The sequence below is a fragment of the Caballeronia sp. LZ008 genome (assembly GCF_031451435.1).
Taxonomy (GTDB): Bacteria; Pseudomonadota; Gammaproteobacteria; order Burkholderiales; family Burkholderiaceae; genus Caballeronia; species Caballeronia zhejiangensis.
Genome location: NZ_JARUXK010000004.1, coordinates 314,946 through 335,747 on the forward strand (window position 1 = coordinate 314,946; position 20,802 = coordinate 335,747).

Consider the following 20,802-nt stretch of genomic DNA (forward strand, 5'->3'; position numbering starts at 1 on the left):
ATGCGTGGCAGGTGCGTTACCTGTGGGGAAGCCAATGGATGACGAGCAGCCCATCGGCGACGCGAAAGCGCGTCTCGCGGATTCGTCGCTGACGATCGTGCAAGCGCTCGTGCAGCGCGTGCAGGCCGTGCTCGCGTGGCTCGATCGCGTCGATCCGGGCACGCATCGGCGCATCAAGGGATTGCGGCTCGTGACCGCGTACGGGCTGGCGGCGGCGCTCGGCGCGCTGCAGGACGTGACGCAAAGCGTGCCGGCGGGTGTGTCGGTGGGCGCGCTCGCGGGCGGCTTCGCGCTGTGGGCGAGCGTGTCCGAGGCGCGCACGACGCGTTTCGAGTCGAGCCGCGATCTCGTCATTCTGTGCGTCGCGGCTGCGTTCGGCGCGTTCACCTTCACGTTTTTTGCGCCGATGCTTCGTGAAACCGGACGCGGCGGCGCCGAGCTGATTCTCGTGACGGGCGCGTTCCTCGCGGGCTATCTGAAGCGCTTCGGGATGACGGGCGCGGGCGTCGGCTCGCAGCTCTATATCGGCCAGCTCCTCGCTTATGGAATGGATCTGCGCCCCGGCGATTCCTGGGCGATCCTGCTCGCGTTACTGATCGGCATGCTCGCGGCGATCGTGCCGCGCGTGCTGAGCGGACCGGCCGAGCATCCGGTCGTGCTGCCCGCGCTGGCGTCGGAGCCCGCTTACGGTCGGGACGCGATCTCGCCCGCCTTCGCGATGGGTCTGCAGGCGGCGTGCGGCGCGCTCGTCGTCGTGGCGTTGAATCGCCTGTTCGGGCTCGCGGAATCGGCGTGGGCGATCACGGCTTGCGTGTATGTCGTCGCGACGTCGGCGGTCGGGACGGCGGAGCGCGTACGGCGGCGCATCTACGGGACGCTTGTCGGCGTGCCGATCGGCATCGTGTGTCTGCCGCTCGCGGAACATTGGCCGCTCGTCGTGTGGATTCTGTCCGCGTTCGCGATGATCGCCTATGCGATGGCGCTGCCGGAGCGATACGACATCGCGTGCGGCGCGTTCGCGTTCGTGCTCATCGTGACGCTCGCGGCGAGCGGCGTGCATTCGCTCGAACTGCTGACGGCGCGCGCGTGGGAAACGCTGCTCGGCGGCGCGCTGGGGCTGATCGCGTCGCGGGTGATTTTTCCGTTGCGGGTGGTGAGGGCGTGATCGCCCTCACCGCTTCGCCACCTCCTCCAGCAACCGGTCCAGCACGTCGAAATCCACCGGCTTCACCAGATGCGCGTCGAAGCCCGCCTGCGCGGAGCGTTCCTTGTCGCTGTCCTGTCCGAAGCCCGTCATCGCGACCACCGTCGCACGCCCGATGAGCCGCTGCGAGCGCAGCGCGCGCAGCACCGCGTGACCGTCCATGTCGGGCAAGGCGAGATCGAGCAGAATCAGTTGCGGCGGGAAATGGCGGATCACGTCGAGTCCTTCCTTGCCGTGATACGCGGTACGCACGTCGTGGCCTTTCATCTGCAAGAGCAGCGCGAGGCTGTCGGCGGAATCCTGGTTGTCGTCGATCACGACGATGCGCAGGCCGCCGCCCGTGCCTAGCGTCGCAGTCTGCGCGAGCACGCGATGCGGCCGCGGCGCATCGTGGTCGGACGCGTAAGGCAGGCGCACGACGAACGTGCTGCCCTGATTCGGTCCGGCGCTCGCCGCGCTGATCGACCCCCCGTGCATCTCGACGATCGACCGGCACAGCGTCAGCCCGATGCCGAGGCCCGCCTCGCCGGGATTGAGATAGTGATCCTCCTGCACGAACAGATCGAAGATGGACGTGAGACCCTTCTGCGAGATGCCGCGCCCCTTGTCGATCACTTTCAGCAGCAGCGCTGTCGCCTCGCGCTCGACTTCGACGCGGATCGTGCTGGCGCGCGGCGAGAACTTCGACGCGTTGTTCAACAGGTTCTGCACGACCTGCACGAGCCGCGTGATGTCGCCCATCACATGAACGGGCTCGGACGGCAGCTTGGTGACGACGTTCTGCGCGCGTTCGTCGGTGAACGGATGCACGAGCTCGATGCTGCGCGCGACGATCTCGCTCACGTCCACGCGCGTCATGCGCAGATCGATCTTGCCGGTCGTGATGCGGCCCATGTCGAGCAGATCGTCGACGAGCCGGCCGAGATGCGAAGTCTGTCTGTCGATGATGTCGCGGCATGCGGCGATGCGTTCCGGCACGTCGCTTTCCATCTGCATCACGCCGATCGCATTGCGCACCGGCGCGAGCGGATTGCGCAACTCGTGCGCGAGCGTTGCGAGAAACTCGCTGATGCGCCGCGACGACACTTCGAGCTGATCGAGGCGCTTTCTGTCGCTCATGTCGCGCGTGACCTTCGCGAAGCCGCGCAGCACGCGATGCTCGTCGTACACCGCGTTGATCACCACGTTCGCCCAGAAGAGCGAGCCGTCCTTGCGCACGCGCCAGCCTTCGCTCTCCACGCGGCCCGTGCGGATCGCGGTCTGCAGTTCGATCTCGGGGAGGTTGGCTTCGAGATCCTCGGGGCAATAGAACATCGAAAAGTGCTTGCCCAGGATCTCCGACGGCTGATAACCCTTGATTCGCATCGCGCCCGTATTCCAGCTTGCGATATGGCCGGCCGGATCGAGCATGAAGATCGCGTAATCGCTGACGCTTTCCACGAGCAGACGAAAGCGCTCTTCCGAGAGCCGCAGCTTCTCTTCCTCGGCGCGCTTCGCGGTGAGATCGCGCGTGTACTTCGCGTAGCCGATGATCTCGCCCTGCGTATTGCGCGCCGCCGTGATGACGACATTCGCCCAGAACAGCGTGCCGTCCTTGCGCACGCGCCAGCCTTCGTCCTCGAAGCGCCCGGTCGCGTAGGCCTGCTTCAGCTCGTACTCGGGCCAGCCGCGCGCCACCGATTCCGCCGTGTAAAAGCGCGACAGATGCTGTCCGATGATTTCGTGCGCCTCATAGCCCTTGATCTTGCGCGCGCCCTTGTTCCAGCTCGTGATGCGGCCGCTCAGGTCGAGCATGAAGATCGCGCAGTCTTCGATCGCATCGACGAGCGCGTGATACTGCGGCTCGCTCATGGCGGGCTCGGATGGCGCGTGGCGGGCGAGGTCGAGGGGCGAGTCGGCTTTAGGTCTGGTCATGGTTCGGGTGGTCGGCGCAGCGGCGGACGTTTCCTGGACAAAAGGTCCGCCGACGCCACAGTCTACCCGGAGCCCCGGCATCGCTGCCATGCCTTTAGTGAGCGTAGCTATCGGCGTGCCGGGCCGCGAAACGGCGCGCGGCGAGCGCACCACCCGTTTTCAGCCGTGCTTTTGGAGGGATTTCAACGCCGATGCACGCACGTAGACTGCGTTCACATTTCAGAAGGTCGGTGCTGGGCAGGCAGTGCGACGAGGCCGATGAAGTGGATTCGTGAAACCCTCAGGAGCACTACCATGACCGGCAATCTCAAAGGCATCATCTTCGTCGCGGCGCTCGCATGCGCTTCCTACGCGCTCGCAAGCGGATACGGCCCCGCGCCGCACTATTCGCCGATGGAAGGCGCGCCCGTCTCGCAGCAAGGCATGAACATGCAGACGATCGCGCAGGACGCTCAGCCAGGCAACGATGCAGGCGCCGGGAAGGCGAAGCAGGACAGCCCGCTCATTCAGGCGCAGGATTGAGCGCTTTTTGCATGAGACCGCGTTCCGCCGGTCGTCTCGGCGGGACGCGGCGCGTTCAATGAAACGCCTGATTTGCGGCGTTTTTCGCATCGGCCGCGCCGACCGTCTCGACCGTGCCCTTCGCGCGCCCGATGTCGATCTTCGGCATGAACAGCATCGAAATCACGGTGCCTAGCGCGATCACGAACATCGCCGTGAAGGTCAGATGCAGCGAATGGTGCAGCACGAGGCGAATCTCGTTGTTCATCGCGAAGTCGCCGGGCACGGACGACAGCAGTTGCTTCAGCTGATCCGCATGAACGGGCGGCAGGCCGGCCGTGTGCGTGAGGCCGTAGTTCTGCACCGCGCCGAACACGGCTGCACCGAGCGTATTGCCGAGGTTGCGCGAAAAGAGGTTCGATGCCGTCGCGCTGCCGCGTTCCATCGGCTGCACGATTTCCTGTATCAGGATGAGGCAGGACACGCTTGTGATGCCCATGCCGAAGCCCAGCACCGCCGAGCCGACGCCCGCCCAGACCGGGCTCGATTGCGGACCGAGCAGCACGAACGGCAACGCGCCCAGCGGAATGAAGACCGGGCCGATCATCAACAGACGCCTCAGGCCGATGCGGCTGAACGCGCGCGACGTGAAAGTGGCGCCGCTCGGCCAGCCGATCATCATCATCGTGAGCGCGAGGCCCGCTTCCACCGGCGTGCGATGCATCACGCCCTGCACGTACATCGGCAGGAAAGTCGTGAGGCCCATCATCGCCATGCCGGCGAGGACCGTCGCGACGTTGCTCGCGGCAATCGGCCGATGCGACCACAGCCTGAACGAGATCATCGGATCGGCGGCGCGGCGCTCCTGAATCACGAAGCACACGATCGCGAGCACGAACACGCCGATCTCCACGCCGACGCGCGCATTGCTCGCGTGGCCGGCGTCGGTGAGCGCCATCATCAGCGCGGCGACGGCGGCGGTGAAGAAGAACGCGCCCGCGAGATCGATCGCCGGACGGTCGTGGCGCTTTTCCTCGTGCAGAAAGAGCGTGAAAAGCAGCGCGGCCAGTATGCCGATCGGCACGTTGATCCAGAAGATCCACGCCCACGAGAACTGGCGAATCAGCAGGCCGCCCACCATCGGCCCGAGCACGGCGGACACGGCCCACACGCTCGCGAGATAACCCTGCACCTTGCCGCGCTCGCGCGCCGGATAGAGATCGCCGACGACCGTCAGCGCGACCGGCAGGATCGCGCCCGCGCCGACGCCCTGAATCAGCCGGAAGACGATCATCGCGGGCATCGACCACGCGAAGCCCGCGAGCACCGAGCCGATCAGAAAGATCGCGATGCCCGCGAGGATCGCCGGCTTGCGGCCGTAGAGATCGGCGAGCTTGCCGAACACGACCGTGAGCGCCGTCTGCGTGAGCAGGAACGACGAGAACACCCAGCTATACAGATTGAGGCCCCCGAGCTGCGTCGCGATTTGCGGCATCGCGGTGGAGACGATGGTGGCTTCGATCGCGACCATGGCCATCGAGGCCATCACCGCGCCGATGACGAGGGGACGGACGGTTTTGCTGTTCTGTGACATGCGGGCAGGAAGGCATATCGCCCGCCGCGCGTACGAGACAACCATGCGCGCAGACGGGCCATGCTCGAAAAATGAAGATGCGGCGGCGACGCCCCGGCTTGCGGATTCCTTGCAGCCGAAGCAATGTCGCCGATGAAAAAGCGCCGGATGCAATGTTATCCCGCCGCGCGAATCGCTGCTCGATGCGCATTTGCGCGCTCATTCAACGCTAATTCTTCGGGCCTACCTTCTGTACGTGGACGGGCAGCATGCTTCCCCGAGCAATCCGGCGGCCCGTTTCACGTATTCTCCTCAGCCCTTGGCGCCGGCCGTGATTCGGACCGGCGCATTTTTTTCCGCGCTTACGCGCATCTGCCACGCACATGTCGTCTTTCAGACCTAAATCCCCGGGAATGTCGCCTAAAATCGAACGGGCTGCAGCTTTGCCCCGTTCCCTTCCGAAGCGGCGGACTCGCATGATCAAATCACTGAAGAATCAGCTGGTGCTCGCGCTCGGGCTGCTCGTCAGCGTGATCGGCGTCGTGCAGGGCGTGAGTTCGTATCAGTTGAGCAAGACCGGCATGAGCGCGCTGCTCGACATGCGGCTCGAACAAGTGGCGGCGCGTCTGCGCGACGGACTCGCCGACAGCCTGCCGAAAAATCCCGCACGCGGCACGCAGGACGAGCGCGATGTCGTCGCCGTGGTGTGGAAGCCGGGCGAGGCGCTGCCTTTCCGCACGACCGACCCGTCGCTGCACTTTCCGCGCGACGCGCAGCCGGGTTTTTCCGGCGTCGACGTCAACGGCGAGCATTGGCGCATGTTCACGCGCCAGGAGCCGACGATGACGATCCAGGTCGCGCAGCGCTCGTCGATCCGGCGCGAAATCACGCAGGAAGCCGCGACGCAAACGCTCTGGCCGATCGCGGTGCTTTTGCCGCTCGTGTGGATCGCGGTCGCGCTCGTCGTGCGGCGCTCGCTGCGTCAGTTGAACGAGCTGGGCGAGGAAGTCCGCGCCATCGACATGGGTCATCTGCAGCCGCTGCCGACCGTCGGCGTGCCCACGGAAATCGCGCCCTTCATCCATTCGATCAACACGATGATCGAGCGCCTCGCGACATCGATCGAGAAGGAGCGCAAGTTCATCGCCGATGCCGCGCACGAATTGCGCACGCCGCTCACCGCGCTGCAGCTTCAGGCCGACAATCTCGCGCCGCATATCTATCCCGGCAATCAGGAGCGCTTTCAGGAGTTGCGCAAGGGCATCGCGCGCAGCGGCAAGCTGATTACGCAACTCTTGCGGATGGCGCGCGCCGATGCGCCGATGAACGGCGCGCCGCTCGCGCGCGTGAACATCGCGGACGTGGTCACGGCCGCCGTCGCCGACGTGCTGCCGATCGCCTTGTCGCGCGGCATGGATATCGGCGCGGAGGAAATGGTGAACGCGCACGTGCGCGCGGTGGAAACCGACATCGGCATGGCGGTGAAGAATCTCGTGTCGAACGCGGTGCGCTATACGCCCGATGGCGGCACCATCGACCTGCGCACGCGGCGCGATGGCGACATGGTCTGGATCGATGTCGTCGACACGGGGCCGGGCATCGACGAAGCGTTGCTGCCGCGCGTGTTCGACCGCTTTTTCCGCGCGAATCCGGACATCGAGGGCAGCGGGCTGGGGCTGTCGATCGTGAAGGCGATTGCCGCGCGTTACGGCGGCGACGTGACGCTCAAAAATCGCAGCGACGGGCGCTCGGGCATCGTCGCTTCGATCGGTTTTCCGGTCGAGGAAGTGAGCGAAAGCGTGCCATCGCCCGCGTTGAACCTTTAGTGTTTTGCGCGCTGTTTTCCGCCGATTACAATGCATTCGCTGCGTGGCGCGAAGCGATCGTCGCCGGTCAGTAGAACACTCAAAATGACCGGTCGTGCGTTTTCCGTTTTCCCAGATCCTTCGGGCCGCATTCCGGGCGCGTGGCGCGCGCCATTCTCGCGGGACGCGGGGTGGAACATGCGAATTCTTCTGATCGAAGACGACGTGCAGATCGGCACGAGCCTGATGCGTGCGCTCAAGGACGCCGATTACGCCGTCGATTGGGTCCGCGACGGCAACGCGGGCCGCGAGGCGATCAACGCCGCCGAGTACACCGTCGTGCTGCTCGATCTCGGCTTGCCGGGCATGACGGGCATCGAACTCTTGCGGCAGGCGCGCACGTCCGGCAACGCGACGCCGGTGCTGATCCTCACCGCGCGCGACGATCTCGACACACGCGTCCAGGGCCTCGATCTCGGCGCCGACGACTATCTGCTCAAGCCCTTCGACATGCCCGAACTGCTGGCGCGCATCCGCGCGGTGCTGCGCCGCAAGGCGGGCTACGCGGTCTCGCGCCTCGGCGACGATTCGCTCTGCCTCAATCTCGATCAGCGTACGCTTACGTGCGGAGAGACGTCGGGCGTGCTGTCCGCGCGTGAATTCGCGCTGATGCACGCGCTGCTCGAACGTCCCGGCACGATCTTCTCGCGCGATCAACTCGAAGACCGTCTCTACGGCTGGGGCAAGGAAGTGGAGAGCAACGCGGTCGACGTGCTGATCCATTCGGTGCGCAAGAAATTCGGCGCGGGCGTGATCCGCAACGTGCGCGGCCTCGGCTGGACGGTGATGCTCGGCCAGGCCGGCCGCGAGGAAACGAAATAGCGCGCGCGACATCGGCGGCGCGGGTCAATGCTCGTCGTATCGACGGCCGAGCGCGCCGCAAAAATACATGCTGTAGTCGTGATCCTGCGTTTCGATCTGACGCATGCGCCGTTCGAGATCCGCGAGATCGCTCGACGATGCGAGATAGTCGTCGCGGGCTTCCTGCGCGGTGCGGATCGAAAAGAGATGGTCGATGGAGTGAGTGAGACGTTCAAACATGATGTGCTCCCGTCGTTGAATGCAGGCCGATGAGTGGGGCCGACGAAAGCAGGTTATGCGCGCTGAATTAGCAGCGAATGAGAGCGCGAAGCAGCGACTCGCGGCATGCGCGATGCTGCTCTTCGCATGACGAAGCGTTCGCCAACGCACCGTGACGCGGATCACGCTGCGGGAAGGCACTGCCGCGCCGCACCATCCCGTGCTATCTTGTTTTAATAGGGGTTTCATACGGAACTGTGCGCTGTTCGCATTCGTCGATCGTCTCTCGTGAAGGCCGCCATGAACGATGTGTCTCGTACCCTCAGTGCCCGCGACCGCGTCGAGTTGCTGTGCTGGCTCACATGCGGCAGTCTCGGCGCGTATTACCTCAATGGCGACTGGCCGGCGGCCTCGTTTCACGTACAGGCCGCGCACAAGTGGCTCGACCGTCATCAGCGGCTCGCGGACTGGCTGACGGTCGCGAAGCTCGCGGCCATCGCCCGCGACATCGCCACGCAGCATTGCGCGATGCTCGAAGCCGACTGGGCCCGCGACGCCGTCGAGGAAATTCTCGATAGCGAAGACCTCAACTATCAATCGGATGTCGTGCGGCAGGTTTTCGACGATTGCCGCCGCGCGCTCGCGGAAAAGCGCACGCCGGAATGAGCCGGCCATCGCGACGGGCGGCCTCTAGCGCGAACACCTGTATGGATGTACAGTAAGCCATTTTTCTGCTCTCGTCGCCGCGATGGACGCGCTGTCCTTCACATCCGCACCGCGCCGCATCGCGCATCTCGACATGGACGCCTTCTTCGCGTCGGTCGAACTTCTGCGTTATCCGGAATTGCGCGGCATGCCCGTCGTGGTCGGCGGCGGGCGCAGCGCCACGCCTGAAACGTTGCCCGACGGCAGGCGCCGCTTCAAGCGTCTGCGCGATTACGCGGGTCGCGGCGTCGTCACCACGTCTACCTACGAGGCGCGCAAGTTCGGCGTCTTTTCCGCGATGGGCATGATGAAAGCCGCCCAGCTCGCGCCCGACGCAATTCTTCTGCCGACCGATTTCGAGTCCTATCGCCATTATTCGCGGCTTTTCAAGGCGGCCGTCGCGACGTTCACCACGCAGATCGAGAATCGCGGCATCGACGAAATTTATATCGATGTCAGCGATCTACCCGGCGAATCCGCCGAGATCGGCCAGCGCATGAAGGACGCCGTGCACGACGCGACGGGCCTCACCTGCTCGATCTGCATCGCGCCGAACAAGCTGCTCGCGAAGATCGGCTCCGAACTCGACAAGCCCGACGGTCTCACCATCCTCACGATGGACGATCTGCCAACGCGCATCTGGCCGCTCGCCGCGCGCAAGGTGAACGGCATCGGACCGAAGGCGAACGAGAAGCTCGCGGCGCTCGGCATCGTGACCGTGGGCGATATTGCCGCCGCCGATCCCGGTTTCCTGCAGACGCATTTCGGCCACACGTACGCCGCCTGGCTCGCGCGCATCGCGCAGGGGCAGGACGAGCGGCCTGTCGTCGTCACTTCGACGCCCAAGTCGATGAGCCGCGAGACGACCTTCGAGCGGGACTTTCATCCGAAGCAGGATCGCGCGACGCTTTCCGCCGAGTTCACGGGGCTGTGCACGCGCGTCGCCGAAGACTTGCAGCGCAAGGGCTACGTCGGGCGCACGGTCGGCATCAAGCTGCGCTTCGACGACTTCCGCACCGTGACGCGCGATCTGACCGTGCCCGTCGCGACCGCCGATCCCGTCGAGATTCGCCGCGCCGCGACCGAATGCCTGAAGCGCATCGTGCTCGATCGCCGCATCCGTCTGCTCGGCGTACGCGTCAGCGCGCTCGCCGGGCGCGACGAAAGCGGCTTCGTCGAGCCGGTGCAGGTCGAATTGCCGTTCGATATCGCCGGCGACTGAAGCGCGCCTTATTTCATAGGCGCATAACGTAATCGCAGATGCTTCGTTGCCGCGCGAATCGCCGCGCGTTAGATTGATCGCTTCCCCAAGCTATCGATTGCCATTAGTCCGACGTGACGATTCTCACTGCCCCCATTGCCGAGCACGCTGCCGCCGATCAATCCATCGAGATTCGCCCGTTCGATGCGCCGCTCGGCGCGGAAGTCATCGGGCTCGATCTGTCGAAGCCATTGTCACAAGCCGATTTCGCGCGCATCCATCGCGCGCATCTGGATCATCACGTTCTCGTGTTTCGCGATCAGCGCATCACGCCCGACGAACAGGTCGCGTTCAGCAAGCGCTTCGGTCCGCTGCAGATTCACGTGCTGCATCAGTTCGGGCTCGGGGGGCATCCGGAAGTGCTGATCGTGTCGAACATCGTCGAGAACGGCAAGCCGATCGGTCTCGGCGATGCGGGTCATTTCTGGCATTCCGATCTTTCGTACAAGGACAAGCCGAGTCTCGGCTCGATGCTGCACGCGCAGGAATTGCCCGCGACCGGCGGCGACACGCTGTTCGCGAATCAGCATCTCGCGTGGGACACGCTGCCCGCGCATCTGCGCGATGCAGTCGAAGGCCGCGTCGCCGAACACACCTATCTCGCCAAATACGGCGAGCTGCAAAAGCGCAGTCCGTGGCGTCCGAATCTGTCGGCGGAGCAGATCGCGCAAGTCAAGCCGGTGACGCATCCGATCGTGCGGACGCATCCGGAAACCAAGCGTCGCGCGCTCTTCGTGAGCGAGCATTTCACGACGCGCATCATCGGTCTGCCGGAAGACGAAAGCCGCGCCTTGCTCGCGGAACTCTTCGCGCATAGCACGCAAAGCGAGTTCGTCTATCGCCATCAATGGCGCGAACGCGACATGGTCTTCTGGGACAACCGCTCGGTGATGCATCTCGCCGCCGGCACGCCCGACGATCAGCGCCGCAAGCTCTATCGCACGACCATCGAAGGCGACGCGCCTTTCTAAAAAGCCACTATTTTTACGGGGTTTCATCGATGCATTCTCGAACCGGGAAGGGCGGCGCACGCGCGCTCGTCGCGGCGCTTTCGCTCGCGATCGGCGTCACGTCGGCGAGCGCGCATGCCGAAGGCACGTTGCGCATCGCCGAGCAATTCGGCGTCGTGTATCTGCTGCTCAATGTCGCGCGCGACCAGAAGTTCATCGAGCAGGAAGGCAAGAAGGAAGGGCTCGATATCAAGGTCGACTGGGCGAAGCTGTCGGGCGGATCGAGCGTCAACGATGCGCTGTTGTCCGGCTCGGTCGATATCGCCGCGGCGGGCGTCGGCCCGTTGCTGACGATCTGGGACCGCACGCACGGACGGCAAAACGTGAAGGGCGTCGCGTCGCTCGGCAACTTCCCGTATTACCTCGTATCGAACGATCCGCGCGTAAAAACCATCGCCGATTTCACCGACAAGGATCGCATCGCGGTGCCGGCAGTCGGCGTGTCGGTGCAATCGCGCGTCCTGCAATACGCGGCGGCGAAGCAATGGGGCGACAAGGAATACAACCGCCTCGACAAGCTCACGCAAGCGGTGCCGCATCCGGACGCAGCCGCGGCGCTCATCGCGGGCGGCACGGAGATCAACGCGCACTTCGGCAATCCGCCGTTCCAGCAGCAGGAACTCGCGGGCAATCCAAAAGCGCATATCGTGCTCAATTCATACGATGTGCTCGGCGGCCCCAGTTCCGCGACGGTGCTCTACGCGACCGAGAAATTCCGCAACGAGAATCCGAAGACGTATCGCGCGTTTGTCGCCGGTCTTGCCGATGCCGCGCGCTATATCACCCAACATCCGGAACAAGCCGCCGATATCTATCTGCGCGTGAACAACGCGAAGATCGACCGCGATCTGCTTATCAAGGTGATCGAGGATCCGTCGGTGCAATTCAAGGTCGCGCCGCAAAACACGTTCGGGCTCGCGCAGTTCATGCATCGCGTCGGCGTCATCAAGAACGAGCCGAAGTCGTGGCAGGATTACTTCTTCACCGATCCCGCGACGAAAGACGGAAGCTGACGCCGCTTATCGGCGATTGCGGATTCGATATGCGCAATGATTGGTTCGCTCGAGCGCAGCGCGCCGGTATCGTGATCGTTTGCAATCGGGCAGATGAACATGGCCGCCAATCCCCAAGCGCTTTATTCGCACGAAGCCGATCGTGAGGCTGCGACGAGCGGCAAGCTTCTCAGCGCGAAGAACGTCACGCTCGAATACCGCACGCCGGAGCGGCTCGTTCGCGCGACGCACGATGTCAGCTTCGATGTCTACGGCGCCGACCGCTTCGTGCTGCTCGGGCCTTCGGGCTGCGGCAAGTCGACCTTGCTCAAGGCCGTTGCGGGCTTCATCGAGCCGGTTGGAGGCAGCATCGAAATCGGCGGTGAACGTGTGCGGGGGCCGGGCGCGGATCGCATCGTCGTGTTTCAGGAGTTCGATCAGTTGCCGCCGTGGAAGACCGTCGTGCAGAACGTCGCCTTTCCGCTGCGCGTCGCGCGCAAGCTCGGCCGCGCCGAAGCTCGCGAACGCGCGCTGCATTATCTCGACAAGGTCGGTCTCGCCAAATTCGCCGATGCGTATCCGCATACGCTGTCGGGCGGCATGAAGCAGCGCGTCGCCATTGCACGCGCCCTCGCGATGCAGCCGCGCGTGCTGCTGATGGACGAGCCCTTCGCCGCACTCGATGCGCTCACGCGACGCCGCATGCAGGAAGAGCTCTTGCGCCTCTGGAGCGACGAGCGATTCACGCTGTTGTTCGTCACCCACTCGATCGAGGAAGCGCTGATCGTCGGCAATCGCATTCTGCTGCTGACGCCGCATCCGGGACGCGTGCGCGCCGAGCTCAACAGTCATCAATACACGCAGGACAGCCTGGGTCGCGGCGAGTTTCAGCAGAGCGTCGCGCGCATTCATCGTCTGTTGTTCGAAGAGGAGCGCGCGCAATGAGCACGCCGCATCTGATCGTGCCGCCCGTGCGGCCCGAGTATGAAATCGCGCCTGCCGCGAGCGTCGCCGTCGAACATGAAGCGCCGTTGCCGCTGTCGAAGCGGCTAGCGGATCGTGCGTGGCTGCGCAAGTCGATCATCGCGCTCGTGCTGATCGCGTTGTGGGAAATCGCCGCACGCGCCGTCGATAACGATCTGCTGTTGCCCACGTTCAGCGCGACCTTCGTCGCATTCGTGCAGGGCATCGCGTCGGGCGAACTCATCGAGAAGATCGGCATTTCGATGTCGGTACTGCTGCGCGGCTATGCGCTCGGCGCGGCGCTCGCGTTCGCGCTGACATCGCTTGCGGTCTCGACGCGCATCGGCCGCGACATCCTTTCGATGCTCACCGCGATGTTCAATCCGCTGCCTTCCATCGCGCTGTTGCCGCTCGCGTTGCTGTGGTTCGGCCTCGGCACCGGAAGCCTGCTTTTCGTGCTCGTGCATTCGGTGTTGTGGCCGCTCGCGCTCAACACGTATGCGGGCTTTCAGGCCGTGCCGACGACCTTGCGCATGACGGGCCGCAACTACGGTCTCGACGGCATGCGCCATGTGATGCTGATTCTGGTGCCCGCCGCGTTGCCTTCGATTCTCGCGGGCTTGCGCGTGGGCTGGGCCTTCGCGTGGCGCACGCTGATTGCGGCGGAGCTCGTGTTCGGCGCGAGCTCGGGCAAGGGCGGGCTCGGCTGGTACATCTTCCAGAACCGCAACGAGCTTTACACGGACCGCGTGTTCGCGGGACTGGCTGCGGTCATCGTGATCGGCCTTGCTGTGGAGCATCTCGTCTTCGATACGATCGAGCGCGTGACCGTGCGCCGCTGGGGCGTGCAGCAATGAGCGCGCTCAATTCCCCGCGCGAATGAAGTCGATGAACGCGCGCAACGGCCCCGGCATGTGCGCGCGGCTCGGATAATAGAGACGCGGCCCGGTGAAACTCTGCCACCACGGTTTGAGCACGGGCACGAGCGCGCCATCGTCGATGGCTGCGCGCACGAACTCGTCGAACGTATAGACGAGGCCCAATCCCGCGATGGCCGCGCTTCGGCTGATCTCGATCGACGACGTGACGAGCGGTCCTTCCGGCGCGATGCGTATCGTTTCCTTGCCGCGCATGAATTCCCACACGGCCAGCACGCCGCTATCGAAACGATGCCCGATGCACGCGTGATTCACGAGTTCGCGCGGATGCTTCGGCTCGCCGTGCGCCGCGAGATAGGCCGGCGACGCCACCGCGACGAAGCGTTGCGTGCGCGGCCCGATCGGCACGGCGATCATGTCGCGCTCGATGCGCTCGTCATAACGGATGCCCGCATCGAAACCGGCGGCGAGCACGTCGATGAAGGTATCGGTTGCGCTGATCTCCAGCTTGATGCCCGGATGCGCCGTCAGAAAACGCGCGACGATTGGCGGCAGGATCTCGCGTGACACGATGCGCGGGACGTTCAGGCGCAACGTGCCGGTCGGGCTGTCGCGAAAGCCGTTGACGGCATCGAGCGCGCCCGCGATTTCCGCGAACGCGGGCCCGAGGCGTTCGATGAGCCGCTCGCCCGCTTCGGTCGGCGTGACGCTGCGCGTCGTGCGATTCAAAAGCCGCACGCCCAGACGCGTTTCGAGCCTGCGTATGGCCTCGCTCAGCGACGACGCCGACACGCCGCGCAACAGCGCCGCCTGCCTGAAGCCACGCGACCGCGCGACGGCCAGAAACGCGTGAAGATCCGACAAATCCGGTTCGCTCATCTCTCACCCATTGTTCGCTGAGGCGCACAGCCCATTCGGATTGAGGCGGATTATCGCACGCGAGGTTTGCTCCCATAATCGTCTCCATTCTTCAAGGAGAGAACGAACATGGAACAACGCAAGCTCGGAAAGAACGGACCGCAATCGTCGGCGATCGGCCTCGGATGCATGGGCATGTCGGGCATGTACGGGCCGTCGGATCGCGCGGAGAGCATCGCGACGATACACGCGGCCCTCGAAGCGGGCGTGACGCTGCTCGACACCGGCGACTTCTACGGCATGGGGCACAACGAAATGCTGATCGGCGAAGCGTTGAGAAGCGCGCCGCCTTCACGCCGCGATGCGGCGATTCTCAGCGTGAAATTCGGCGGCATGCGCGATCCGGCCGGCCGGTTCATCGCGTTCGATGGACGGCCCGTCGCCGTGAAGAATTCGCTCGCGTATACATTGCAGCGGCTCGGCGTCGAACATATCGACATTTATCGGCCCGCGCGCCTCGATGCGAACGTGCCGGTCGAAGACACCGTCGGCGCGATCGCCGAGATGATCGACGCGGGCTATGTGCGCCACGTCGGATTGTCGGAAGTCGGCGCGGACACGATTCGCCGTGCCGCCGCCGTGCATGCGGTGTGCGATCTGCAGATCGAATACTCGCTGATTTCGCGCGGCCTCGAGGAATCGATTCTTCCGGCATGCCGCGAACTCGGCATCGGCATCACGGCGTACGGCGTGCTGTCGCGCGGACTCATCAGCGGACACTGGAGCCGCGACGCCGCGCAATCCGGCGACTGGCGCGCGAACAGTCCGCGCTTTCAGCAAGGCAACGTCGAACGCAATCTCGCGCTCGTCGATGCGTTGCGCAAGATCGCCGATGCAAAAGGCGTGAGCGTCGCGCAGATCGCGATCGCGTGGGTGCTCGCGCAGGGCGATGACATCGTGCCTGTCGTCGGCGCGCGCCGTCGCGACCGGCTGACGGAATCGCTCGGGGCGCTCGATGTCGCGCTCACGAAGGATGACCTCGCCGCGATCGAAGCGGCGGTGCCGAAGGGCGCGGCGGCGGGCGATCGCTACGAGGCCGTGCAGATGGCGCATCTCGACAGCGAGAAGCGCTGAATCTCCCGGCGTGGTTCGCGACGCGGCACGCAAACTGCGACGCGTGTAGCATCGATCCCGATCCACCGATGGAGAGACGCCGAGTGAAAATCGCGACCTTCAACATCAACGGCATCCGTCCGCGGCTCGACGCCTTGCTGACATGGCTCGAACGCGAATCGCCCGATATCGTCTGCCTGCAGGAACTGAAAGCGACCGACGCGCAGTTTCCCGCCGACGCGATCGCGAACGCGGGCTACGGCGCGCTATGGCATGGGCAGCAATCGTGGAACGGCGTGGCGATTCTCGCGAAAGACGCGGAGCCGGTGCTGAGCCGGCGCGGGCTGCCGGGTTACGAAGACGATACGCATAGCCGGTATATCGAGGCGGCCGTGGGCGGCTTGCTGATCGGCTGTCTTTATCTTCCGAACGGCAATCCGCAGCCCGGCCCGAAGTTCGATTACAAGCTCGAATGGTTCGCGCGCTTCAATGCGCATGCGAAGATGTTGCTCGATAGCGGACATCCCGTCGTGCTCGCGGGCGATTACAACGTCGTGCCGACCGATGACGACATCTACAACACGCGCTCGTGGCTGAAGGACGCGCTGTTGCAGCCGGAGAGCCGCGCGGCCTACGCGGCTTTGCTCGCGCAAGGCTGGACCGATGCGCTGAAGCAGAAGTTTCCCGATGAGCGCATCTATACGTTCTGGGATTACTTCCGCAATCATTGGCAGACGAATTCGGGCTTGCGCATCGATCACATCCTTCTTAGCAAGGATCTCGCGAAGAAGCTGGAGGCGGCGGGCGTCGACAAATGGGTGCGCGGCGAGCCGCATGCGAGCGATCATGCGCCGGCGTGGGTCACGCTCAAGCTCGGGCGCACGCGCAAGAAATCGGCTTAGGCTTGCAGCGTGTCGCGCGTCGGTTGCAGCGACGCGAGGAATTGCATCGCGTGTTCGCGGCCGCCCATCGTCCAAACGTCGAGATGATCGGCGTCTTCGATGAGCGCGAGACGCTTGTCGCCGCGTGCTGCATCGAAGAGACGCTGGAAGTGTTCGGGCGGAATCACGCCGTCTTTCGTGCCGCCGTAGATCAAGAGCGGCGCATCGATCGATGCGATTTTCGCGAGGCTTTCGTAGCGATCGCGTGCGAGCAGCCGCACAGGAAAGAGCCGGAAGCGTTTCGCGGCGACATCGACGATGCTCGTGAACGGCGCTTCGAGCATCAGCGCATGGATCTTCGCGACGCTTGCAAGCTGCACGGCGACACCCGAGCCGAGCGAATAACCGTGCAGCACGATGTTGCGTGAACGCGCCGCGGCGTAGGCGTAGGCGGCGCGCGCATCGGCGTAAAGGCCGGCTTCGTGCGGCCTGCCGGGATTGCCGCCGTAGCCGCGATATTCGGCGAGCAGCACGCCATAGCCCGCTTCGATCATCTCCAATGCAACATGACCGCGCTGGAAAAGGTCTTCGCCATTGCCGTGAAAGAGGATGACCGTGGGCGCGTCGTCGCCGGGCGGCGCTTTATAGCGCATGGTCAGGTCGAGGCCGTCATCGGTTCTGATGACGACTGCTTCGGTGCGCGCTTCCACATCGGCGTTCTTGAAGGCTTCGATCTGTTCCAGCGGATAGACGAGCCTTCCTTGCAGCCAATACAGGCCCGCGAGCGCGATCGTGTAGACCAGCGCTATGGCGAGCAGGGCGATCCAGAGGACTTCGCGCATCGGTGTCGGCGGCGGGTTGGTTCCTCGTATGGTAGTGGAGTTGCGGCGTGTGGATGCGTGCGCTTGCGCCTACATTTCATGTATGGGCGGTGAATTGTTACCGACAGAAAAATGACCCAGATGAATTCCGCGGATCCAATCGATCAAATTCGACGCGGACAACTTGTCGGTGTCAAATCGCCATCGAGTTGATCTGGCGCGCACGCTCGTCGACGCTAACAACAGCGTCGCGCGGACTGACATTGTTGTTCTCTATGGCTATTTTGAAAAAGGCGATGAGACGGAACGGCGGTCACAAAAAAGCGCCTTGAATCCGTCGTTAGCTATCTTCGTGCGCTCGGCGTCGAAGAGAGGCGTATCGAGGTCGACTATGAGATTTGGCCTACCGTTCCAAATGTCCCCGATTCGGAGCGCTTCCAGGTTCTGTTCGAATTCATCCCGGCCCAAAGCCCTTGCGGTTAGGTAGGGCGCGGTTGCGCGCGAGCGATTCCAGGCCGCTTGCGTGGCGCCAGCGGCCGGATCTCCGGCAACTCGCTCACTCCCGCACATCCACATCCCCCTGCCGCAAGCTCAAAGGCATCTCCGCAGCGATCTCCTTCTCCACGTCCTCCGCTTCCCGCTCGCGATTGAACAGCGCGTTGAGCAGAATCGCGAACACCGCGGCGAGCGTGATTCCGCTATGCGTCAGCGGTCCCGCCCACGCCGGCATGTGCGCGAAGAACGCCGGCGCGGCAAGCGGAATCACGCCCACGCCGAGACTGATCGCGATGATGAGCAAGTTGTTCTTGCTATCGAAATCGACCTTGCTCAGGATCTTCACGCCGGTCGCCGCGACCATGCCGAACATCGCGATGCCCGCGCCGCCGAGCACGACCACCGGTATCGAAGCAATCAGATTCGAGAGCTTCGGCAGCAGCCCGAGCAGGATCAGGATCACGCCCGACACCGCGACCACCCAGCGGCTTTTGACGCCCGTAATGCCCACGAGCCCGATGTTCTGCGAAAACGACGAATGCGGAAACGTATTGAAGATGCCGCCGATCACCGTGCCGAGACCATCGGTGCGCAGTCCGCGCGTCGCATCGATGCGCGAAACGGGGCGCATCGCGAGATCGCCGAGCGCGAGGAACATGCCGAGCGATTCCACCATGATGACGACCATCACGAGACACAGCGAGGCGATCGCCGCGACATCGAAGACCGGCATACCGAACGCGAACGGCCGCACCGGCGCGAACCACGCGGCTTGACCGACGCCCGCGAAATCGACGAAGCCGAGCGGCAACGCGATCACGAAGCCGATCGCCATGCCGAGCAACACCGAAACATTCGCGACGAAGCCCTTCAGATACTTGTTGATGAGCAGAATCGCGAGCAGCACGATGCCCGCGATCATCAGATTGCGCGGCTCGCCGAAATTCGGTGCGCCGCGTCCGCCGCCCGCCCAGTTGATCGCGACGGGAAAGAGCGTCATGCCGATCGTCAGAATGATCGTGCCCGTGACGATCGGCGGAAAGAAGCGCATCAGCCGTCCGAAGAACGGCGCGATCAGGACCGCGAACACGCCCGCCGCGATGGTCGCGCCGAAGATCGCCGGCAGGCCCGCACCGGATGATGCCATCGCGACCATCGGCCCGACCGGCGCGAAGCTCACGCCCATGATGACCGGCAGGCGGATGCCGAATTTCCATACGCCGATGCACTGCACCAGCGTGACGACTCCGCACGCGAAGAGGTCCGAGCTGATCAGAAACGCGACCTGCTCCTTCGGCAGCTTCAGCGCCGCGCCGATGATGAGCGGCACCGCGATCGCGCCCGCGTACATCACGAGTACGTGCTGAATGCCGACCGCGAGCATCTGACCGATGGGCAGCACTTCGTCGACGGGATGAATCGTTTGGGCCATGTGCGCTCCGGCAAGCTCGAATGTCTATGACGTTGAGTGGGTCGCCCGAGTATTGCACCGCGCGACGGCCGAAAAAATATTCGGGCCGCTATACATGGCATCGGACGCGCGCTTGACTTTGTTCAGGATATTTGACCGATATTGTCCATGCGATCGCGCGCACACGGCAGCATTTGCCGATTCGGCGCAGCGCGCATCGCGACAAACGGAAGAATCCTCGAAACCCTTGTGCCGCAAGGCTTGTCGCACTGTCGATTTTTGGGATGGCGTGCTACATTCCGAGCGCTTCGCGTTGCTTTATTTCGATAGCTTTCGCGGCGATGCAACAATCCAGCTTCCAGGGCTTGGCGCCCAATAACATCATTCGCACGGGGATCTCGGCATGGAAATGGTCGGCGGAACGCGGCTTGCCCAACTGTTCACCAGCAACCAGGAGCAATTGCTCGCGGAATGGTTCGCGCAGCAGCACGCCATCGCGGCGCGGCGCGGCCTCGTCGGCGAGGCGGAACTGCGCAATCAGTTCAGCCAGTTCACGTCGCTTCTCGTTACGGCGCTCGGCGCCTCCGAACGCGTCGATTTCAAATCGTCCGCATGGCAGGAAGTGCGCGCGTTTCTCGCGGAAATGTCGGCGCAGCGTGCGCGTCAGGGCTTCACGCCCGTCGAGACCGCGATGTTCGTGTTCTCGCTCAAGCAGCCGCTCTTCGCGCGTTTGCGCGACACGCTCGTCAACGATGCCCCCGCGCTCGCCGATCTCACCTGGACGATCAGCACGCTCTTCGACGAGCTCGGGCTCTTCACGACCGAAGTGTTCCAGGCGAGCCGCGAGCAGGTCATCGTGCGCCAGCAGCAGGAACTGCTCGAACTGTCGACGCCCGTCGTGCAGTTGTGGGACGGCATTCTCGCGCTGCCGCTCATCGGCACGCTCGATTCGGCGCGCACGCAAGTCGTGATGGAAAACCTGCTGCAGAAGATCGTCGAGACGGGCGCGGCCATTTCGATCATCGACATCACCGGCGTGCCGACCGTCGATACGCTCGTCGCGCAGCACTTGCTGAAGACGGTCGCGGCGGCGCGTCTGATGGGCGCGGACTGCATCATCAGCGGTATTCGTCCGCAGATCGCGCAGACCATCGTTCATCTCGGCGTGAATCTCACGAACGTCACGACCAAGGCGACGCTCGCGTCGGCGTTCGTCGTCGCGCTGCAGCGCACGGGCAAGTCGGTGACGGCCGGATCCGCGCAGGACGCCTCGCGCGGCAGCCGCGCAAGCGACGGCTTCGATTCGCTGCAAGCGGAATGACGCAGCCTTTCGCCAT

General features: G+C 64.2%; 19 protein-coding genes. 13 read left to right on the forward strand and 6 right to left on the reverse strand.

From position 1 onward, the window contains the following. The first annotated feature begins 34 nt into the window (after positions 1 to 34). On the forward strand, positions 35 to 1,165 hold the full coding sequence (locus QCE49_RS26200; RefSeq protein ID WP_175982859.1) for an FUSC family protein: 1,131 nt from the start codon (positions 35 to 37) through the stop codon (positions 1,163 to 1,165). A 6-nt stretch (positions 1,166 to 1,171) separates the two neighbouring features. Here the strand turns inward: QCE49_RS26200 and QCE49_RS26205 are convergent, their stop codons facing one another. Further along, positions 1,172 to 3,055 carry a PAS domain S-box protein gene (locus QCE49_RS26205; RefSeq protein ID WP_008354396.1) on the reverse strand — a complete coding sequence of 628 codons (1,884 nt, stop codon included), beginning with the start codon at positions 3,053 to 3,055 and terminating at the stop codon, positions 1,172 to 1,174. Positions 3,056 to 3,412: 357 nt separating this feature from the next. Here QCE49_RS26205 and QCE49_RS26210 point away from each other — a divergent pair, with 357 nt between their 5' ends. After that, the gene (locus tag QCE49_RS26210) at positions 3,413 to 3,640 is read left to right on the forward strand and encodes a hypothetical protein (protein WP_008354398.1); all 228 of its coding nucleotides are present in this window, start codon (positions 3,413 to 3,415) and stop codon (positions 3,638 to 3,640) included. Between the two features lie 55 nt (positions 3,641 to 3,695). Here QCE49_RS26210 and QCE49_RS26215 read toward each other — a convergent pair whose 3' ends face one another. Then, the gene (locus QCE49_RS26215; protein WP_008354399.1) at positions 3,696 to 5,213 is read right to left on the reverse strand and encodes an MDR family MFS transporter; all 1,518 of its coding nucleotides are present in this window, start codon (positions 5,211 to 5,213) and stop codon (positions 3,696 to 3,698) included. A gap of 455 nt (positions 5,214 to 5,668) precedes the next feature. Between QCE49_RS26215 and QCE49_RS26220 the strand changes: the two genes are divergently transcribed. Beyond that, positions 5,669 to 7,018 (forward strand): HAMP domain-containing sensor histidine kinase, encoded by a 1,350-nt coding sequence (locus tag QCE49_RS26220; protein WP_250436127.1) that lies wholly within the window; start codon positions 5,669 to 5,671, stop codon positions 7,016 to 7,018. Positions 7,019 to 7,195: 177 nt separating this feature from the next. Continuing rightward, positions 7,196 to 7,879: a response regulator transcription factor gene (locus tag QCE49_RS26225; protein WP_033536934.1), complete on the forward strand. Its 684-nt coding sequence runs from the start codon at positions 7,196 to 7,198 to the stop codon at positions 7,877 to 7,879. A 24-nt stretch (positions 7,880 to 7,903) separates the two neighbouring features. Here the strand turns inward: QCE49_RS26225 and QCE49_RS26230 are convergent, their stop codons facing one another. Then, complete coding sequence (locus QCE49_RS26230; protein ID WP_008354402.1) at positions 7,904 to 8,098, reverse strand: DUF3563 family protein; 195 nt, start codon at positions 8,096 to 8,098, stop codon at positions 7,904 to 7,906. A 279-nt stretch (positions 8,099 to 8,377) separates the two neighbouring features. On the opposite strand from QCE49_RS26230, the gene QCE49_RS26235 reads away from it, so the two are divergent. The 6 genes from QCE49_RS26235 (at position 8,378) to QCE49_RS26260 (ending at position 13,865) form a co-directional block, all read left to right on the forward strand. Next, a complete protein-coding gene (locus QCE49_RS26235) occupies positions 8,378 to 8,743 on the forward strand; it encodes a hypothetical protein (protein WP_008354403.1) in 366 nt (121 codons plus the stop codon). Positions 8,744 to 8,825: 82 nt separating this feature from the next. Then, complete coding sequence (dinB, locus tag QCE49_RS26240) at positions 8,826 to 10,004, forward strand: DNA polymerase IV (protein WP_250440769.1); 1,179 nt, start codon at positions 8,826 to 8,828, stop codon at positions 10,002 to 10,004. Between the two features lie 113 nt (positions 10,005 to 10,117). Next, positions 10,118 to 11,014, forward strand: coding sequence for a TauD/TfdA family dioxygenase (locus QCE49_RS26245; RefSeq protein WP_250436125.1), 897 nt, complete (start codon positions 10,118 to 10,120; stop codon positions 11,012 to 11,014). 29 nt (positions 11,015 to 11,043) lie between these two features. Further along, entirely contained in the window at positions 11,044 to 12,066 is a 1,023-nt protein-coding gene (locus QCE49_RS26250) for an ABC transporter substrate-binding protein (protein WP_250459722.1), read from the forward strand. Positions 12,067 to 12,165: 99 nt separating this feature from the next. Further along, entirely contained in the window at positions 12,166 to 12,990 is an 825-nt protein-coding gene (locus QCE49_RS26255) for an ABC transporter ATP-binding protein (RefSeq protein ID WP_008354408.1), read from the forward strand. Next, positions 12,987 to 13,865, forward strand: coding sequence for an ABC transporter permease (locus QCE49_RS26260; RefSeq protein ID WP_250459724.1), 879 nt, complete (start codon positions 12,987 to 12,989; stop codon positions 13,863 to 13,865). The genes QCE49_RS26255 and QCE49_RS26260 overlap by 4 nt, the downstream gene beginning before the upstream one ends. A gap of 6 nt (positions 13,866 to 13,871) precedes the next feature. On the opposite strand, the gene QCE49_RS26265 is transcribed toward QCE49_RS26260, so the two are convergent. Continuing rightward, positions 13,872 to 14,765, reverse strand: coding sequence for a LysR family transcriptional regulator (locus QCE49_RS26265; RefSeq protein WP_008354410.1), 894 nt, complete (start codon positions 14,763 to 14,765; stop codon positions 13,872 to 13,874). A gap of 108 nt (positions 14,766 to 14,873) precedes the next feature. Between QCE49_RS26265 and QCE49_RS26270 the strand changes: the two genes are divergently transcribed. Both QCE49_RS26270 and QCE49_RS26275 read left to right on the forward strand, forming a co-directional pair. After that, complete coding sequence (locus QCE49_RS26270) at positions 14,874 to 15,878, forward strand: aldo/keto reductase (protein ID WP_008354411.1); 1,005 nt, start codon at positions 14,874 to 14,876, stop codon at positions 15,876 to 15,878. Between the two features lie 68 nt (positions 15,879 to 15,946). Next, positions 15,947 to 16,759: an exodeoxyribonuclease III gene (locus QCE49_RS26275; RefSeq protein WP_175982868.1), complete on the forward strand. Its 813-nt coding sequence runs from the start codon at positions 15,947 to 15,949 to the stop codon at positions 16,757 to 16,759. Here QCE49_RS26275 and QCE49_RS26280 read toward each other — a convergent pair. Both QCE49_RS26280 and QCE49_RS26285 read right to left on the reverse strand, forming a co-directional pair. Next, complete coding sequence (locus QCE49_RS26280; RefSeq protein ID WP_250459726.1) at positions 16,756 to 17,580, reverse strand: alpha/beta hydrolase; 825 nt, start codon at positions 17,578 to 17,580, stop codon at positions 16,756 to 16,758. The genes QCE49_RS26275 and QCE49_RS26280 overlap by 4 nt on opposite strands. 535 nt (positions 17,581 to 18,115) lie before the next feature. Continuing rightward, positions 18,116 to 19,486: a nucleobase:cation symporter-2 family protein gene (locus QCE49_RS26285; RefSeq protein ID WP_250459728.1), complete on the reverse strand. Its 1,371-nt coding sequence runs from the start codon at positions 19,484 to 19,486 to the stop codon at positions 18,116 to 18,118. Positions 19,487 to 19,868: 382 nt separating this feature from the next. On the opposite strand from QCE49_RS26285, the gene QCE49_RS26290 reads away from it, so the two are divergent. Continuing rightward, a complete protein-coding gene (locus QCE49_RS26290; RefSeq protein ID WP_008354416.1) occupies positions 19,869 to 20,786 on the forward strand; it encodes an STAS domain-containing protein in 918 nt (305 codons plus the stop codon). Positions 20,787 to 20,802: the final 16 nt, after the last annotated feature.

Excerpts from the sequence above, each read along its gene's own strand:
- QCE49_RS26200 (WP_175982859.1), top strand. The coding sequence starts at position 35 with ATGGATGACGAGCAGCCCATCGGCGACGCGAAAGCGCGTCTCGCGGAT.
- QCE49_RS26205 (WP_008354396.1), bottom strand. The coding sequence starts at position 3,055 with ATGAGCGAGCCGCAGTATCACGCGCTCGTCGATGCGATCGAAGACTGC.
- QCE49_RS26210 (WP_008354398.1), top strand. The coding sequence starts at position 3,413 with ATGACCGGCAATCTCAAAGGCATCATCTTCGTCGCGGCGCTCGCATGC.
- QCE49_RS26215 (WP_008354399.1), bottom strand. The coding sequence starts at position 5,213 with ATGTCACAGAACAGCAAAACCGTCCGTCCCCTCGTCATCGGCGCGGTG.
- QCE49_RS26220 (WP_250436127.1), top strand. The coding sequence starts at position 5,669 with ATGATCAAATCACTGAAGAATCAGCTGGTGCTCGCGCTCGGGCTGCTC.
- QCE49_RS26225 (WP_033536934.1), top strand. The coding sequence starts at position 7,196 with ATGCGAATTCTTCTGATCGAAGACGACGTGCAGATCGGCACGAGCCTG.
- QCE49_RS26230 (WP_008354402.1), bottom strand. The coding sequence starts at position 8,098 with ATGTTTGAACGTCTCACTCACTCCATCGACCATCTCTTTTCGATCCGC.
- QCE49_RS26235 (WP_008354403.1), top strand. The coding sequence starts at position 8,378 with ATGAACGATGTGTCTCGTACCCTCAGTGCCCGCGACCGCGTCGAGTTG.
- dinB (WP_250440769.1), top strand. The coding sequence starts at position 8,826 with ATGGACGCGCTGTCCTTCACATCCGCACCGCGCCGCATCGCGCATCTC.
- QCE49_RS26250 (WP_250459722.1), top strand. The coding sequence starts at position 11,044 with ATGCATTCTCGAACCGGGAAGGGCGGCGCACGCGCGCTCGTCGCGGCG.
- QCE49_RS26255 (WP_008354408.1), top strand. The coding sequence starts at position 12,166 with ATGGCCGCCAATCCCCAAGCGCTTTATTCGCACGAAGCCGATCGTGAG.
- QCE49_RS26260 (WP_250459724.1), top strand. The coding sequence starts at position 12,987 with ATGAGCACGCCGCATCTGATCGTGCCGCCCGTGCGGCCCGAGTATGAA.
- QCE49_RS26265 (WP_008354410.1), bottom strand. The coding sequence starts at position 14,765 with ATGAGCGAACCGGATTTGTCGGATCTTCACGCGTTTCTGGCCGTCGCG.
- QCE49_RS26270 (WP_008354411.1), top strand. The coding sequence starts at position 14,874 with ATGGAACAACGCAAGCTCGGAAAGAACGGACCGCAATCGTCGGCGATC.
- QCE49_RS26275 (WP_175982868.1), top strand. The coding sequence starts at position 15,947 with ATGGAGAGACGCCGAGTGAAAATCGCGACCTTCAACATCAACGGCATC.
- QCE49_RS26280 (WP_250459726.1), bottom strand. The coding sequence starts at position 17,580 with ATGCGCGAAGTCCTCTGGATCGCCCTGCTCGCCATAGCGCTGGTCTAC.
- QCE49_RS26285 (WP_250459728.1), bottom strand. The coding sequence starts at position 19,486 with ATGGCCCAAACGATTCATCCCGTCGACGAAGTGCTGCCCATCGGTCAG.
- QCE49_RS26290 (WP_008354416.1), top strand. The coding sequence starts at position 19,869 with ATGGAAATGGTCGGCGGAACGCGGCTTGCCCAACTGTTCACCAGCAAC.